This window comes from Nitrospira sp. (genome assembly GCA_029194665.1).
In the GTDB taxonomy this organism is placed as follows: Bacteria; Nitrospirota; Nitrospiria; order Nitrospirales; family Nitrospiraceae; genus Nitrospira_D.
The window spans coordinates 1,093,393-1,108,543 of the sequence record JARFXO010000001.1; the positions used below are offsets into that span (position 1 = coordinate 1,093,393).

The 15,151-nt window shown below is 58.9% G+C and carries 13 protein-coding genes; 6 read left to right on the plus strand and 7 right to left on the minus strand.

Translation table 11 applies throughout. The annotated features are described in order from the left end of the window. Positions 1–178: 178 nt before the first annotated feature. Positions 179–523 (minus strand): hypothetical protein, encoded by a 345-nt coding sequence (locus P0119_05230; protein ID MDF0665465.1) that lies wholly within the window; start codon positions 521–523, stop codon positions 179–181. A gap of 528 nt (positions 524–1,051) precedes the next feature. On the opposite strand from P0119_05230, the gene P0119_05235 reads away from it, so the two are divergent. The 5 genes from P0119_05235 (at position 1,052) to P0119_05255 (ending at position 7,221) form a co-directional block, all read left to right on the plus strand. After that, on the plus strand, positions 1,052–3,868 hold the full coding sequence (locus P0119_05235) for a PAS domain S-box protein (GenBank protein ID MDF0665466.1): 2,817 nt from the start codon (positions 1,052–1,054) through the stop codon (positions 3,866–3,868). 339 nt (positions 3,869–4,207) lie between these two features. Continuing rightward, a complete protein-coding gene (locus P0119_05240) occupies positions 4,208–4,864 on the plus strand; it encodes a response regulator transcription factor (GenBank protein ID MDF0665467.1) in 657 nt (218 codons plus the stop codon). 375 nt (positions 4,865–5,239) lie between these two features. Further along, on the plus strand, positions 5,240–5,926 hold the full coding sequence (locus P0119_05245; protein ID MDF0665468.1) for a response regulator transcription factor: 687 nt from the start codon (positions 5,240–5,242) through the stop codon (positions 5,924–5,926). A gap of 568 nt (positions 5,927–6,494) precedes the next feature. Continuing rightward, positions 6,495–6,743 carry a hypothetical protein gene (locus P0119_05250; GenBank protein MDF0665469.1) on the plus strand — a complete coding sequence of 83 codons (249 nt, stop codon included), beginning with the start codon at positions 6,495–6,497 and terminating at the stop codon, positions 6,741–6,743. A gap of 13 nt (positions 6,744–6,756) precedes the next feature. Continuing rightward, entirely contained in the window at positions 6,757–7,221 is a 465-nt protein-coding gene (locus P0119_05255; GenBank protein MDF0665470.1) for a response regulator transcription factor, read from the plus strand. 26 nt (positions 7,222–7,247) lie between these two features. Here the strand turns inward: P0119_05255 and P0119_05260 are convergent, their stop codons facing one another. The 4 genes from P0119_05260 to P0119_05275 all read right to left on the minus strand — a co-directional run bounded on the left by P0119_05260 (position 7,248) and on the right by P0119_05275 (position 12,168). Beyond that, the gene (locus tag P0119_05260; protein ID MDF0665471.1) at positions 7,248–8,933 is read right to left on the minus strand and encodes a response regulator; all 1,686 of its coding nucleotides are present in this window, start codon (positions 8,931–8,933) and stop codon (positions 7,248–7,250) included. After that, positions 8,915–9,109, minus strand: coding sequence for a hypothetical protein (locus P0119_05265; protein ID MDF0665472.1), 195 nt, complete (start codon positions 9,107–9,109; stop codon positions 8,915–8,917). Before P0119_05265 ends, P0119_05260 begins: the two co-directional genes overlap by 19 nt. Positions 9,110–9,125: 16 nt before the next feature. Further along, on the minus strand, positions 9,126–11,843 hold the full coding sequence (locus P0119_05270; protein ID MDF0665473.1) for a response regulator: 2,718 nt from the start codon (positions 11,841–11,843) through the stop codon (positions 9,126–9,128). Between the two features lie 127 nt (positions 11,844–11,970). Continuing rightward, positions 11,971–12,168 (minus strand): hypothetical protein, encoded by a 198-nt coding sequence (locus tag P0119_05275; GenBank protein MDF0665474.1) that lies wholly within the window; start codon positions 12,166–12,168, stop codon positions 11,971–11,973. Between the two features lie 377 nt (positions 12,169–12,545). Here P0119_05275 and P0119_05280 point away from each other — a divergent pair, with 377 nt between their 5' ends. Continuing rightward, a complete protein-coding gene (locus P0119_05280) occupies positions 12,546–13,784 on the plus strand; it encodes an SUMF1/EgtB/PvdO family nonheme iron enzyme (GenBank protein MDF0665475.1) in 1,239 nt (412 codons plus the stop codon). Positions 13,785–13,878: 94 nt separating this feature from the next. Here the strand turns inward: P0119_05280 and P0119_05285 are convergent, their stop codons facing one another. Beyond that, positions 13,879–14,346, minus strand: a complete 468-nt coding sequence (locus P0119_05285; protein ID MDF0665476.1) for a hypothetical protein — start codon at positions 14,344–14,346, stop codon at positions 13,879–13,881. Positions 14,347–14,647: 301 nt separating this feature from the next. Then, a complete protein-coding gene (locus tag P0119_05290) occupies positions 14,648–15,124 on the minus strand; it encodes a CopD family protein (GenBank protein ID MDF0665477.1) in 477 nt (158 codons plus the stop codon). Positions 15,125–15,151 lie beyond the last annotated feature (27 nt).

Sequence of the window (15,151 nt, forward strand, 5' to 3'; positions counted from 1 at the left end):
CCTGTCGAAAACTGCGGGTAATGACGCGGTCTGCCGGAGGAATGGTCATGCCCGCCGAGGCGGGCATCCAGTCGTTCAGGATTTTCCTGGATTCCCGCGTGAAACATGCGGGAACGACGAGAAGAAAAGAAAATGGTCGACTGCGGAATCAGGGCTCAATTATCGATGCCCCTGGACATCACGGACCTTTCCGCATCAATGAGCTGTGTCGTCGGGCCAAATCTCGAGCTTCATGGCTGGCTTTCCGATAGTCTTCCGCCATGGCGCGAACATTGTTGATATGCATCTGCACAGTCGCGGGGTCGCCGGCAAAATCTTGCGGAAACTTTTCGTAATATTCGGCAATAAACTCCCATCGATCCGCTTTTGTTTTGAGGTTTTGCGCCTCTTCGCGATAGTACATCTCCAACTTTCGATGGTCGCCGGCCTTGATCATAGCCTCAAGGTCGTCCGAGGCAAGGGCCGGCACGCTCATCAGAAAACCGAGAGCCAAGCATACGCAGGTCCATTTCCCTATCATCATCGTAGGCCTCCTGCTATGTTCCGAACAATTCATCGTCTCCAGTACGAAACAGCCAGTCAATTCATCCGGCTCACAGGTCTTGCTTGCACCCTCCTTTCTGTCGAGCAAGAGCTTGATCGTGGCCTCTCTCGGCCATACCGATGACAATTCATCAACTGAGTCACATTTCACTCCGACCTGGCGCTGGGCCAAAGCCGCCACTGAACCGCCGAGAGGGGAGGAATATTCGCATGCTCAGCCCCCATGAATCCAGTGGATATTTTGTAGGCGCAGAACCCTACTTGCTCATCGGTGAGACCCGTCGGAGTCAATGGCAAATTCCCTTGCGTATTGTTGAGCTGGACGATTCCGCGTGGTTTCCATCCTTACCGCCTTTGGTCAAAATATCCTCATGGTCTAGAAATGATCACCTCACTCATGGCAAAACCATCCAAACTGGCGATTGGCTGGTCGGCGGCGGGATGGAAGATCAGAAGGACTGGGCTCGCACGTGGTGAACGCGGGATCGACACATAAAAGAGTAGAGAGATGAGAAAGGAAGGCTCCGGTCCGAAACAACATCCACATGAGTCGGGCGACGGCGGAGAAGCGACCGCGCAAGGGCGAGTCGTCGAAGAACCGTGCAAGAGCGAAGCCCGCTTTCGCAATTTGGCCGATACCGCCCCGGCCATGCTGTGGATCACCGAACCGGACGGCTCCTGCTCGTTCCTCTCGCGCGGGTGGTACGAGTTCACCGGGCAGACGGAACAGGAGGGACTGGGTCAGAACGGGTACGGCTGGCTCGACGCAGTTCATCCCGACGATCGCGAGCGGGCCGGACGCATGTTTCAGGACGCCAACAAAGCCGGCCGGCCGTTCAGCCTCGACTATCGCCTGCGACGGCACGATGGCGAATATCGCTGGGCGATCGATGCGGGAGGACCTCGTTTCGGACAAAACGGTGAGTTTCTCGGGTATATCGGGTCGGTGCTCGACATCACGGAACGGAAGGAGGCGGAGAAGGCGCAAACCCTGCTCATCGAAGACCTGAACCGGTCGCAACAATATTTTCGCGCGCTCTTCAACTGGACTCCCTCCGCTGTCGGGATCAGTACCGTGGCGGAAGGCAGGTTGTGTGATGTGAATGAGGGGTTCAGCCGATTGACCGGGTATACCCGAGAAGAACTGCTCGGTCGGACAACCTTAGAATTGGGGTTGTGGGCCGATCCATCGGAACGTGCAACCGTGATCCAGGAGCTTCAGGAGCAGGGTTCTCTCCACAATCGGGAAGTGCCGCTCCGGACCAAGTCCGGCGAGATCCGCTGTCTCATGGTCACAGTCGATTCGATCCGACTCGGGTCCACTCCCTGCTTGATCTATGTGGCCCATGACATTACCGAGCGCAAACGGGTGGACGAGACGCTCAAGCAGAGCGAGGAGCGGTTCGGGTCGTTCGTCCGGTCCACCGACGATGGTATCGTGACGTTGGATCGTCTAGGGCTGATCACATCTTGGAATCCAGGGGCGGAGAACCTGTTCGGATACGCCCAGGACGAAGTCCTCGGCAAACCGATGACCCTGCTGATGCCGGAACGATTCCGCGAGAGGCACGAGCGAGGGATCGAGCGGGCGAGCGCCGCCGGTCATCTCGCAGCTGCGGGAAACATGTTCGAACTGGCGGGCCTCCGCAAGGACGGGACGGAGTTTCCAACCGAGATCTCGCTCTCCTCCTGGGGCACGAGGAACGGGGTCTTTTTCACCGGCATCGTACGCGACATCACCGAACGCAAGCGGGCCGAGGCACTCCTGGAGGCGGAGAAGAAAGTCCTCGAACTGATTGTGACTGGAGCGGCGATGCCCGAAGTACTCGACAAGCTGATGCGCGAGACTGAAGCGCAGTCCACCGACGGCATGCTTTGCTCGGTGCTGCAGGTCGATGAGACAGGACAACGTCTATTGCACGGCGCGGCGCCGAGTTTGCCCGAAGCCTACAACGCGGCCGTTCACGGCCTTGTGATCGGGCCATCTGCCGGGTCTTGCGGCACGGCGGCGTTCGAGCGCAAGCCGGTGTTCGTCACCGATATTGCCGCCGACCCGCGGTGGGCCGGCGGCAAGGACTTGGCGGCGACCCACGGATTGGGCGCCTGTCACTCGGCGCCGATTCTATCCAGCCAGGCCCGGTTGCTCGGGACGATCGCGATGTATTATCGCCGGCCGCACAATCCCAGCGCTCATGATCGGCAACTGATTGAACGGGCAACACACCTGGCGGGCATCGCAATTGAGCGCAAGCAGACGGAGGAGGCCTTTCGCCGTAGCGAAGCCAATCTCCGCGACTTCGTTGAAACGGCTATCATCGGGCTGCACTGGCTGGGACCGGACGGTATCATCCTTTGGGCAAACCAGGCCGACATCGATTTACTCGGGTACACGCGCGAGGAATACATCGGACATCACATCGCCGAGTTTCACGCCGACGCGCCGGTGATCGAAGATGTTGTGGCCCGCCTCGCTCGCCACGAACGATTGCGCGAGTATGAGGCGCGCCTGCGCTGCAAGGACGGCTCGCTCCGCCATGTGCTCATCGACTCCAGCGCTCTATTCGAGGACGGCAAGTTCATTCACACGCGATGCTTCACGCGCGACATCACCGAGCGCAAAATGGCCGAGCTGTCGCTGCAGCAGAACCAGGAGGAGTTGCGCCGTCAGCAAGCGCAACTGCATGAGCTGACCGCGAACCTTCTCATGGCGCAGGAAGAGGAACGGAAACGGATTGCCCGCGATTTGCACGATGAATTCACCCAGCAGCTGGCCGCCTTGACGATCGACCTGCAAAGCCTGTCGCGCGAGGCGTGGGAATCGGATGCGCCGCACTCGGACCGCCTCACGCGGTTGGGCGACAGAGCGGAGCAACTCACAACCGATCTGCAGCGCCTGGCGCATCAGCTTCATTCCTCTCTCTTGGAACAAGTGGGCCTGGAAGCGGGCGCGCGCGAACTCGTGGAAGAGTTCTCCGCACGAACGGGAGTGACGGGAGAGATCGTCGTTCTGAATTTGTGGGACGCTGTCCCACTCCAGCCGGCGACCTGCCTCTATCGTGTGCTGCAGGAAAGTCTCCAGAATGTCAGGAAACATGCCGAAGCCTCCGGGGTCTTGGTCCGTCTCGTAGGAACGGCGCGTGGTGTGGGACTATGCATCCATGACGACGGGCGAGGATTTGAACGGTCGCCGGATGCCACGAAGCAGACGGGTCTGGGTTTGACCAGCATGGCGGAGCGGGTGAGGTCGCTCCATGGCACGTTTCACGTGTGGACCAAAGCCGGACAGGGTACGGAGATCCATGCCTGGGTGCCGCTGCGGAAGTGACAGGCGCCGGCGGATAGCCGATCGCTCACGCGGCATGTCCGGCTGTATCGGGACCAGCGGCCGCATGAGGCGGTGCGCCGTAGCAGGTTGCGGAAAAACTCGGTTGATGCCGAAAATATGGCCGGAAGTGTCCGTTCGGGGCTAACGCCAGAGTAACTCAGGATGCTCAAAAAGGCTGTCCAGCAAGGCCGCAGCGAGCGAGGGGGCGAGGCGTATCCTTTTCTCACCCGGCCCGCCCCGAGCTGCTCTTAGCAGCTCTTACCCGGTGGTACGTTGAGCCTCTGAGCGATGCGAGAACGCCGCTGGCGGGCTTTTTCAGCATCCTGATAGGAGACAATCATGATGAAGCAGCCCCGCGTCTTAATGGCCGATGATCATTCGATCCTGCTGGCCGGCGTGCGAAAACTGATTGAGGACCGTTGTGACGTTGTTGGAACAGTCGAAGACGGCCGGGCCTTGCTCGAGGCGGCGGATCGGCTTAAACCGGACCTGATTCTGATGGATATTTCCATGCCGCTGTTGAATGGGCTGGATGCCGCCCGCCAACTCAGGAAATCGCACCCCGACGTGAAACTCTTGTTTCTCACGATGCATGCGAGTCCACGGTATGCCACCGAAGCCTTCAAAGCCGGGGGAAACGGCTATCTCTTGAAGCAATCCGCTGTGTCGGAATTGCCCCAGGCGATCGAGGCCCTGTTGCAGGGGAAATGCTATCTCACTCCCTCCATCACCAAGCCGGTGATCGACCAGGCCATTAAGGCCAAGAACGAGCCGGCGATCAAGGGGGCCCTCACGGAGCTGACGCCGCGTCAGCGCGAGGTGCTGCAATTGATCGGCGAAGGCAAGGGAACCAAAGAGATCGCTGCAGTCCTGCATCTCTCCGTGAAGACCGTCGAGTTTCACAAGACCAGTCTGATGAAAGAGTTAGATCTCCATACCACCGCGAAGTTGATGCAGTACGCCATCACCCAGGGTCTGGCCAGCGACCAACCGTAGCCGGCTCCTGCTTCTTCCTGCCGCTCGTCGTTGCTCCTCCAGCAAGTACCTGTGCAAGGGAATCAATCGCTCGACCTTGGTCCTGGGAACTTTGGCTGTGAAACCAGTGTGCACCCCTAGTGTCAATATACTCCTGCTCTCAAATAGAGTGCTGTGCCAGGGGTGGAGATCGGACCATTCCGGCCCATCTACATCTTCCAGGTGACAAGGTTGGGAGGACTGCTCGATGGGAGGGGAGTGAAGAGATAGACGAACATGCGAAAAACAATGAACGGGTCTGGTCAATTGTCCTGGCCGGGGGCGACGGTGAGCGGCTCAAGCTGATACGGCACTCGGGGCGGGGGCCTTGCGGAACATATGGTTGAAGGAGACGCCATGACCGACCGCAGCACTGCGACGCCGACCCTCACGATCGCGATCCTTACCAGTCAACGCCTCATATGGTTTGGCTTGCAGAAAATTCTCGAGAGGAGCACGACCCTCCCGATGGTCCTGCGCCCCTATCCCGAGAGAACATCGGACCTGTTCCGCGCCGAAAGCCGACCAGACCTGTTCATCCTGGATCTGGGTGTCGAGCGCGACGCCATCGACACCATCACTCAGATTCGGGAGGCTGCCCCGACCAGTAAGGTCGTGTTGTTGTGTGGACTCGAGGACAAGGACCGTGCGCGCGAGGCGTTTACCGCCGGCGTCGACGGCATCATCCTCAAGGTGCAACCGCCCGCCGTCGTACTCGCGGTGATCGAAACGCTGTATGCCGCTGCGAAGCTCCCGGCGCCCGTGGAACGGAATGGCGCGAGAGGGATGAGCCTCGGGACCGACTTCCTGACAAAGGTCGAAGCCAGCCCCCCGCCGCCGGTGTGGCCCGAGGCCTTGACTGAACGAGAACGTGAGATTATCCGCTTGGTGGGCCAAGGCCTCTCGAACAAAGATATCGCCCACAAGTTGTCGATTAGTGACAGCACGGTCCGACATCACATGACGAGCATTTTCGACAAGGTCGGCGTGCCTAATCGACAAAAGCTCCTGGTCTACGCGCATCAGGTCCGCTCAGGTTTATGAATGAACGGTATTGGCGTTAGCCGACTCCGTTCCTCGATAATTTCCAGCTCCCCTCCATTCATTACCTCATCATGCCGACGCTTGCCTCACATCACTCGTTAGCTCCTGCCTACCAGGTATGTCCCGGCAATCTTCACATCGAAAACCGAGCCGATCCCTAGTTTCTACTGATTCCCCTCTGTACTAGACAAGTACCGACAGAGAACGAGTACGGGGATGACCTATGGGCATGGCACCGCTCCTTGATCGAGTCCGAATTGCGTTGGAGCAACATGGGATGGAATGCCCGATAGAAGCAGTAGTGAGGCTCTGTCCGGGGTTGACTTGGAATCAGGTGTTCCTGGCCATCCACCACCTAAGCAGGACGGCACAGGTTCGTGTGACGTTTGGATGCCGGCAGGACCTACAGGATGCAGACCTACCGTCCAGCGGAGTAGGGGCGTGCTTGCCCGTTGTACAACACGCCTAAATCATCCGGTGGAGGACGCCTTCGTCCTACCTATACGAACGGCCTGCCGGGATGTGTTGCTCAACGTGATCTCATGAGATACCCGGCCGGAGAATCTCAATGAAACGATCTCAAGATGTACCGCGGGATGATAATTCGATCCATGCGGAGACATCCATGAAAACCCCGGTGGTTCAGAACGTCGGGCACGAAACCAGCATTGTCGCTCGCAAAACGAGCTGTGTCCATCAGCGCCTCATCGAAACCGTTCTAACAAGAAGCGGTGAGCGAACCGGCAAGGTTCGTTGCCTCGAGTGCGGCGCCCTGATCGACGATCCGTATCTCAGTCGGCAGCAATTGCCCTCCTGAACCGGAGGTCTCTATGTCGGCACAGGCAGTCTCCCATCCCCAGCAGTCAACATATCATCCACAGCCGGTGAGGCACATTCGCATCTTGCTGGTGGATGATCAGTTTCTCGTCCGGCAAGGGTTACGGAAATGTCTCAGCCATCATTTCGACATCGAAGTGGTGGGTGAGGCGGCGGATGGTGAAGAGGCGGTGATGATGGCGGACCTGCTCAAGCCCGATGTCGTTCTGATGGACATTCACATGCCCAGGATGGATGGCATCGAAGCGACAGGCTCCATCATGCGAGCCCATCCACGTCTGGTCATCATCGGTCTCTCGTTTGACATGAGAAAGAGGAATCGGGAGGCGATGTTGCAGGCCGGCGCCCGCCTGTTGCTCGACAAGGGAGCGGCGCGTGAACAGCTGTATCATGCGATTTATGAGGCTGTGGGGACAAGCATGGATACCCGCTCGTCTGGCGACGCTACCGTCGCATAGCGAAGGGAGCTGAAAGCGTAAGAGGCTCACGCCACAGGGGAGATGTTCTTTAACACCGTCTGCACGGTCTGGTAAAGCTGTTCGACCGCCGCTTCCTTTGTCAGCAGTGTTGCGGCGCCTGCCTTCGCCATCGCGTCACGATTCTCATGTTCGGCGTTGACGGATAGCCCGATCACCGCGATGTTGGGATGGCGGGCTTTGATCTCGCGCGTCGCCTCGATGCCGTTCATCGTCGGCATGTTGATGTCCATCACCACGATAGTGGGCCTGAGCTTCTCGACCAACCGCACGGCGTCTCTGCCGTCCACCGCCTCTCCCACGACTTGGACATCCTCGTACCCCTCCAACATCGCACGGAGCCCCTGCCGCATCATGGCATGGTCGTCCACCAACAATAACCGAATTCGCGCAGCAGGGGGCTGCAAAGTTGAAGAAAGGTTTTTGTTCACTCCCTCAGCCTGCACCTTGACTCCAACCTCGCCGGTCTCAGCCAGCGGCAAGCGCAGCGTCCCCCTGGTCCCCTTGCTCGGCGCCGACTCGATCTCGAACGAGCCGCCGATCGCAGTCATTCGTTCACGGATGCTGAAGAGACCGAATTTTGATGACAGGCCTCCAGCGGCAGACTCCTCCGCCGCAGTAAGATCAAAGCCGGCGCCCTCATCAGACACTTGCACCAACAACTGACTCCCTTCATGTCGCATCGTGACAGTCGCTTTGCCGGTGCCGGCATGCTTCCAGGCATTCATCAAGAGTTCGCGGGTCGACTGAAACAGCAAGGCGATCTGATCTTCGGGCAAGTTCAGGGTCTGGCCTTGCGGAAGCTCCACGGTAACGGCCAAGTCGTGCTTTCCCATATATTCGCCCAGCCATGTGAGTCCGGCGGCGAGGCCATGGTCCCGCAACACCGGCGGACTCAACTCAGCCACGAGCGAGCGCGTGTATTGCAACGCCTCCCCAAAGATCTCTTCCGTTTCGTGAATCACCATTTCCACGGAGGGCTGTCCCACGACCAGCCGTTTGGCGCCGCCGAGTTTCAGCTTGCCCAGCACCAGCGTTTGCTGCAAGTGGTCGTGCATTTCCGTGGCCAATCGCGCTCGCTCGCGTCGCTCGGCCAGATTCAATTCCAGCGCCAAGGCGCGCAATCGTTGCTGGGACTCCACCAGTTTCTGGGTCCGCTCAGCGACTCGCTGTTCCAACCGCTCGTTCGCCTGTTGCAGACGCTGTTCACTTTCGCGGACTCGGCGCTCCGCCTCCGTGCGTTCCGTCAGCAGTCGGGTGAGCTCGCGACGCTGCCGATCGATCGCGAGGAATACGTTGACTTTGCTCTTGAGCACGTCCGGCTCGATCGGCTTGTAGAGAAAATCCACAGCGCCCGCCTCGTACCCCCGAAAGCGGTATCGCTCCTCGCGCGATCCGGCCGTGACGAAGATGATGGGGACCTGTTTGGCCCGCTCCACACCGCGCATCAACTCCGCCAGCTCGAAGCCGTCCATCTCGGGCATCTGTACGTCGATGAGCGCCAAAGCCACGTCGTGCAGCAACAACAGTTCCAGCGCCTCGGCCCCGGACTTGGCGCACAGCAATTTCACGTCATCGCGGCGCAGCAATTCAGCGAGCGCCGCCAGGTTGACCGGATGGTCGTCCACGAGCAACACCTTGGGATGGCCCGGCGATGCATCGGTCCGGCTCTCGATCACATCCGGTTTGTGCATAGGTCTTCTCGCTTGCGATAGATGCGTTCCTCATGTGCGCCTGCCCGTGCCAGACGACGAGTCAGTGACGGCCTGGCATAGCCGCGAAAATCATCCTTACAAGCCCGGCACAGCGCATCGAGCAACAGATCGATTTCGAGCACGTCGATAACACATGGTTCCTGACCAGTCTTCACCCTAACCTCAACCTCTCTATTTCGGCATCCAACTCCGCACCAGCGACACCAGTCTCTCCACCTCCAACGGCTTGGTCATACAATCGTCGGCGCCGGCGGTCAATGCCTGCTGACGGTCCGCTTTCATCGCCTTGGAGGTGAGCGCGATGATGGGCAAATGGCGCCATTCGGGTCGCTTGCGGATTTCGCGCATGGCAGTCAAGCCGTCCATTTTCGGCATCATGATGTCCATCAGGACCAGATCGATCGGAGCGCCTTCCGACTGGAACGATTCTTCCAGCGCAGTCAGGGCCTCTCGGCCATTCCGGGCTACCTGGACTTTGGCGCCGCGTGGTTCCAACAGACTCATGAGCGCGAACAGGGTGCGGACGTCGTCTTCCACCACCAACAGCCTGACCCCGTTGAGGTCCTCGTCTCTGCAAGGCGCTCGGGTGAGCAGGGTCTGCGGCACAGGCGGCAGGTCGGCGACCACCTGATGCAGGAAGAGCGTCACCTCGTCCAACAACCGTTCGGGCGACTTGACGCCCTTGATGGTGATGGACTTGGCGTAGCGACGGAGGCGCTGCTCTTCCTCCGGCGAGAGATCGCGGCCCGTATAGATGACGACCGGCGGACAGGAATACTGCTCCTCATGGGTCAACGTTTCCAAGAGGGCGTAGCCCTTCTCATCCGGGAGACTCACATCGAGCACCATGCAATCGAACCTCGTCGCGCCAAGCTGATCGAGGCAGTCCGCAGCGGTCCCTACGCCGACGGCTTCCACGTCACGTGAGGTCAACAGCGCTGTGATAGCTTCTCGCTGCGTCGGATCGTCCTCGACGATCAAGACGACGCGTCGGTCGCCAGACAGCCGTTCGCGATCGTCGGGAATTCGAGCATGGCCAGGGTCAGGAACCGTTGGCGCGAAGTGTCCTTCGAGTCTTCCAGACACAGAGGTTTCGACAGGCTCCGAAGCCGCCTTGTACCGTTCCGGCAGGAGCGCCGTGAACGTGCTGCCCTGCCCCGGTGCACTGGTCAGTCGTATTTCTCCACCCAACAGCCGCGTGAACTTCCGGGCGATGGACAGTCCCAGACCGGTTCCGCCGTACTTCCGGTTGATCGTGCCGTCGGCCTGGTGGAACGGCTCAAAAATAGCTTGGTGCTGGTGGTCCGTGATGCCGATACCTGTGTCGCGGACCGCAAACGCGATCCGACCATCGGACGCGCGGCTGATCTCCAACCGGACTTCGCCCTGGTCGGTGAACTTGATCGCGTTTGAGAGCAAATTATTGAGTACCTGCTCCAGTCGCTGCTGATCGGTCTCGATCGTCTCCGGCATCTCGTCCGCAAGCCGGACGCGTAGGCTCAAGCCTCTGTCCTCTGCCACCGGCTGAAACATGGCCGTCACATGTTGAGCCAAGGCAGCCACACACACTGGAAGCGGATGCACCTCCATGCGGCCGGCTTCCACTTTCGCCAGATCCAGCACTTCATTGATCAGCGCCAAGAGATCCCGGCCGGCCGATTCGATGTTTCTGGCATTAGCCACCTGGTCACGCGTCAGGTTGCCGTCGGCGTTGTCGCCAAGCTGCCGAGCCAGAATCAGCAACGCGTTCAACGGGGTGCGCAGCTCGTGGGACATGTTCGCGAGGAATTCGGATTTGTATCGGCCGGCCTGCTCCAATTCGCGGGCCTGGGCTTCCACGTCGCTCTTGGCGCGGGTCAACTCATCGTTCTGCGCCTCCAGCATGGCGGTCTGCTCTTCCAACTGCGCATTGCTCCGTTCCAGCTCAACCTGCTGCTTTTCCAACCTGCCGTGAGAGTCCTCGAGACTGGCGCTTCGCTCCGTCAGCTCCTCGTTCGCCGCGCGGAGTTCTTCGCTCTTCGCCTGAAGCTCCTCCGCCTGACGTCGGGTTTCTTCCAGCAACGCGAGGATGTGGACACGAGCCTGCGCCGAGCGAATCGCCACGGCGATCGACTCGGACACCCGGGTGACGAATTCCTTGTCCGCCTCGTTCACCGGATGAAGGAATCCCAGTTCCAGCACCGCTTTGATCGAGTGCTCCGCTGCCAGCGGAGCAATGAGCAGATGTCGCGGGGCACTACGGCCCAGTGAACTTCCGATGGTCAGATAGCCCTCCGGCACGTCGGGTACCACGATCACTTTGTGTTCAACGAGCGCCCGGCCGAGCAAGCCGTCTCCGGATCGGACCTCCAGGGGGAGACGGGCATCGGCCGGGACACCATACGTCGCCGTCCGGCGAAACGCCGGGCCGTTTTCGATGAACAAGGCGCCGGCCGGAACATCGAGATACTCGGCAATGGTGCCAATCACCCGCGATCCGAGCTGGTCAATATTCGGATCGCCCGCCATCCGCTCGCTCAGGAGAGTCTGGCCGGATTGCAGCCATTCCTGTTTGCGAACGGTGAGCTTATTGGTGATGAACTGATAGCCGAGCGCCGCCAAGGCCCAACTGGTCGCCACCCCGAAAATGCGATTCTGCATCGCAAGGAACGGATCGATACCGTGAGAGCTCAGGAAAAAGCCGACGAGTATCAGCAGCGTCGTTGCCATGGCCGTGTAGGCCGGCACAAGCGGCTTCCAGGTCAAGTATGAGAAGACCAACGGCAGGATATAGAAGACCCAGACAGCGATGCCGAGCTCGGTCAAAAGACCGCTGATGAATACGGCGCCGCTCGACAGAACGATGGCGCCATAGACCAGAGGCGTGGGAGTCCGTTCAAAACGAGTCATGTCACATTCGCATTATTGATCGAAGTGGAAAGACCGGCCTCACACCTCATCACCTCAGGTGTGCGGAGGGGCGTTGAGTCTACAATGAATCAGCGTCTTCAGTCCCTAGGAAAAGCCCTGGCCAAACTCAACGGATCGGTTTGAGGAAGGTGGAGGAGCAAGTTGGGCGACCGGTACCTCCTTCCGGCATGTGGGAGGCAGCAACGATCGGGCGAAGCGGCATCGACGTTTCTGTCGACGGCCTGATAAATCGCTTGAGACAGGTGTTGATACGCGGGTTCTTTGCGGGTTCTTTTTCGAGCAAATCGATGAGTGTCCTGTCCATGGAATTTCCCCCTTGCATGTTGGCCCTGGACCCTAAGAGAAAGAGGAGCCTTTATGAACTAGTAAGCAGCCTAGTTTGCCCGCTACGTTACAATGACTGAGCACCTTGATAAAGGTTCGGCGGATCACAGCGCCTCCTAAGGCTAAGCCGGCGCCATAGCCCACATCGGTCATTCTGCAACTTGCCGTGGTAGACCTTTGCAGACTCCAACTCATCAACAACCTCCCATACTATCGACCGCACAGACCGCTTTATGCGGAGGCTGCATTATGCTATCTTTCCGGTCACGAAAGCTGTATTCACGACGGCGGCCTGTATGCTTTTCCGAAATGGAAGGCCCACCGTCACAGGCAATCACAGCTGGGAGGGAAACGCTCATGAGGCAGACCCTTGGGGTGCTGGGTTTTCTCATATGCTTGACCGCGACCACGGTCTCCGTGGCGGCGCCGGAAGCCGAGACAGGCGAGCAAGACTTTGCCAAAGGGGAAGCCCTACTGAAGAAGAAGCAGTATGCGGAAGCACGCGCGGCGCTGGAAGCCGGCATCACGAAGAACTCCTCGAATGTGCAGGCTCATTTCAACCTGGCTGAGGCTTGTCGAGGCTTAGGAGCCTGGGCCTGCGCGGAAGAACATTACGAAGCCGCCTTGCATCTGGATGCGAAATCCAGGACCACCGGGATGAGAGACCTGCGGTTACGCAGGTTGGAGGTGTGGCGCTCGCTGGAGGAAGTGACGGCCTGGCGGTTGCTGGATGAAGCGAAAGATTTGATTGCCGGTGGACATGCCGACCCTGACCAAATGAAGAAGGCGGAGGAGGCGCTGGACGGCGCCAATGAGCTAGGGCTGAACCAAGAGCAACAGGCGGTCTATCAGCAGTTACAAGCGAAACTTCCTGGGCGGCGTCCGACCACCGTGCTGGATAGTCTGAAACCGGCTGAGACGCCGCTGGCGCTGGTGCCGGCAGGGGAATTCACGATGGGAAGCACCATGGCAGACGATGAAAAGCCGGTGCATCGCGTCTACCTGGACGCCTTCTACATGGACAAGTACCACGTGACCGTGGGGCAGTATGCCAAGTATCTGGAGGCGACGGACAAGGAGGCGCCCCCGGAGTGGGATATCATGAACCAACCTCACCATCAGAAACGCCCCGTCGTCAACGTCAGTTGGTTTGACGCCGCCACCTACTGCAAATGGGCCGGCAAACGCCTGCCCACCGAGGCGGAGTGGGAAAAAGCGGCACGAGGGACGGATGGCCGCCTCTATCCATGGGGCAACGAGGCACCCACGAGGCTCCACGCGAATTTCGGCAAAAAGAAATGGGCGAATCATATGGCCTTGGTTCCGGTGGGGATGTTCGAACTGGGCAAGAGCCCGTACGGCATCTATGACATGGCCGGCAATGCTTGGGAATGGGTCAACGACTGGTATGACCATGACTATTACAAGAAGAGCCCGGGAAAGAATCCTCAAGGACCGAAGACGGGTAAGTCAAAAGTCGTGCGGGGTGGGAACTGGCTCTATGTTCAGGACTTTCTTCGTTCTTCCTTCCGTTACAATGCCGAACCATCCGGTCGGCAGTTCGGCTACGGGTTCCGTTGCGCAAAGAGTCCGTAGCTATTGAATATCAATGGGAAGGGCCACGCCAAAGATTCATTCTACTCAGGCTTCGCCGCTCCTGCTTGTACTGAACCTTCGCACCGCTGTGCCTCTATTTGTTCGCTCCGAATCTGTACATGTCATGACAGGTGGTGCAGCGAGCGGTCATGCTCGATAGGCGGTGCAAGATTTGCTGAGGCGTCTCGTGCCGCGCGATCGCGTCCGCCAACGCATCCATGTCTTTGTGGATCGACATGCCCATCTGCTTGAACGGTAGCGGCAACTTGGCCATGATCGTCGGCTCTACATCCGCCGCCATGCCCATTCCAACCGCTCTCGCCGTTGCTTCCATGTGCTTTGGATCAGGATCGGGCTCTCCCAGTCCCCTGATAAGCCCATCCACCGCTTTCAAGAGCAGGCGCATTTCAGCGAGGATTTGATCGCGTTCTGCCGCTGCCAGAACTATTTCCGTCCGGCCATCGCTTCCCGTTTTCGTCACGCCCTTGACAAAAAACCATCCTCCCACGCTCAGCGTGACGACCCATAAGGTGATGGCGGTAATACAATAATTTCGCTTCATCCTATTCCTTTCACGAGTCGGCCTCTCAGGCTACTGCAAGAAAAGAACCGAATAGCCCAAGCTGTCATAAGGTTTTACGGAGAATATTCAGACGCTTAGCTGAATCTCGTGAGTGAGACGGTGGCTCTTTGCTACAAGCTGCCAAGAGTCCCTGTCGCAGAAGGCGACAACGATAAGAGTTCACTCACCACCAAGCTGATGTTGTCGGGCGTCGATCACTTGCTCCGCAACCCATTCCTCCGGTGAAACCACAAGCGGTGAGATAGGAGTGCGTTGACTGGCGTGGATTGTTCTCGCTCAGCTAGGACCGAGCCAGCATCGTTGCCGCGATCACCACAGCTAATGCGACGAGCAACGAGACACGCGGCAGCCAACGGGCGGTTTTGAAGACAAGCTGATCACTGGGAGTTCGCTGGGAATCTGGTATGGCACTGACCCGACTGACCTGAGGACCAAAGACAAGGTCATGGAGGAGGGTCAGGAACAACAACAGGGCGACCAGCATCAACTTCACGGTCACAATCCCCGGCCACGAGGCAGGGTTGGTCACATGCACACCCCGTAGGGACAATAACATCGGGCCGGTGATGAGCAATACTGCAATGGCAACCCACACGATAGGGCGAAATCGTAGCGCCGCAGAGCGAAACAGCGCCATGAATTCCGGCGCCGCCTTCCGGCCTCTGACTAACGGAGCCAGGACCAACGAGAGAAACATCATTCCGCCGATCCATGTCACGGCGGCGAGGATGTGAAGGACAACCAGGGTTGAGTACATGCAGCCTCAGTCGTTGAAGAGCGCTAT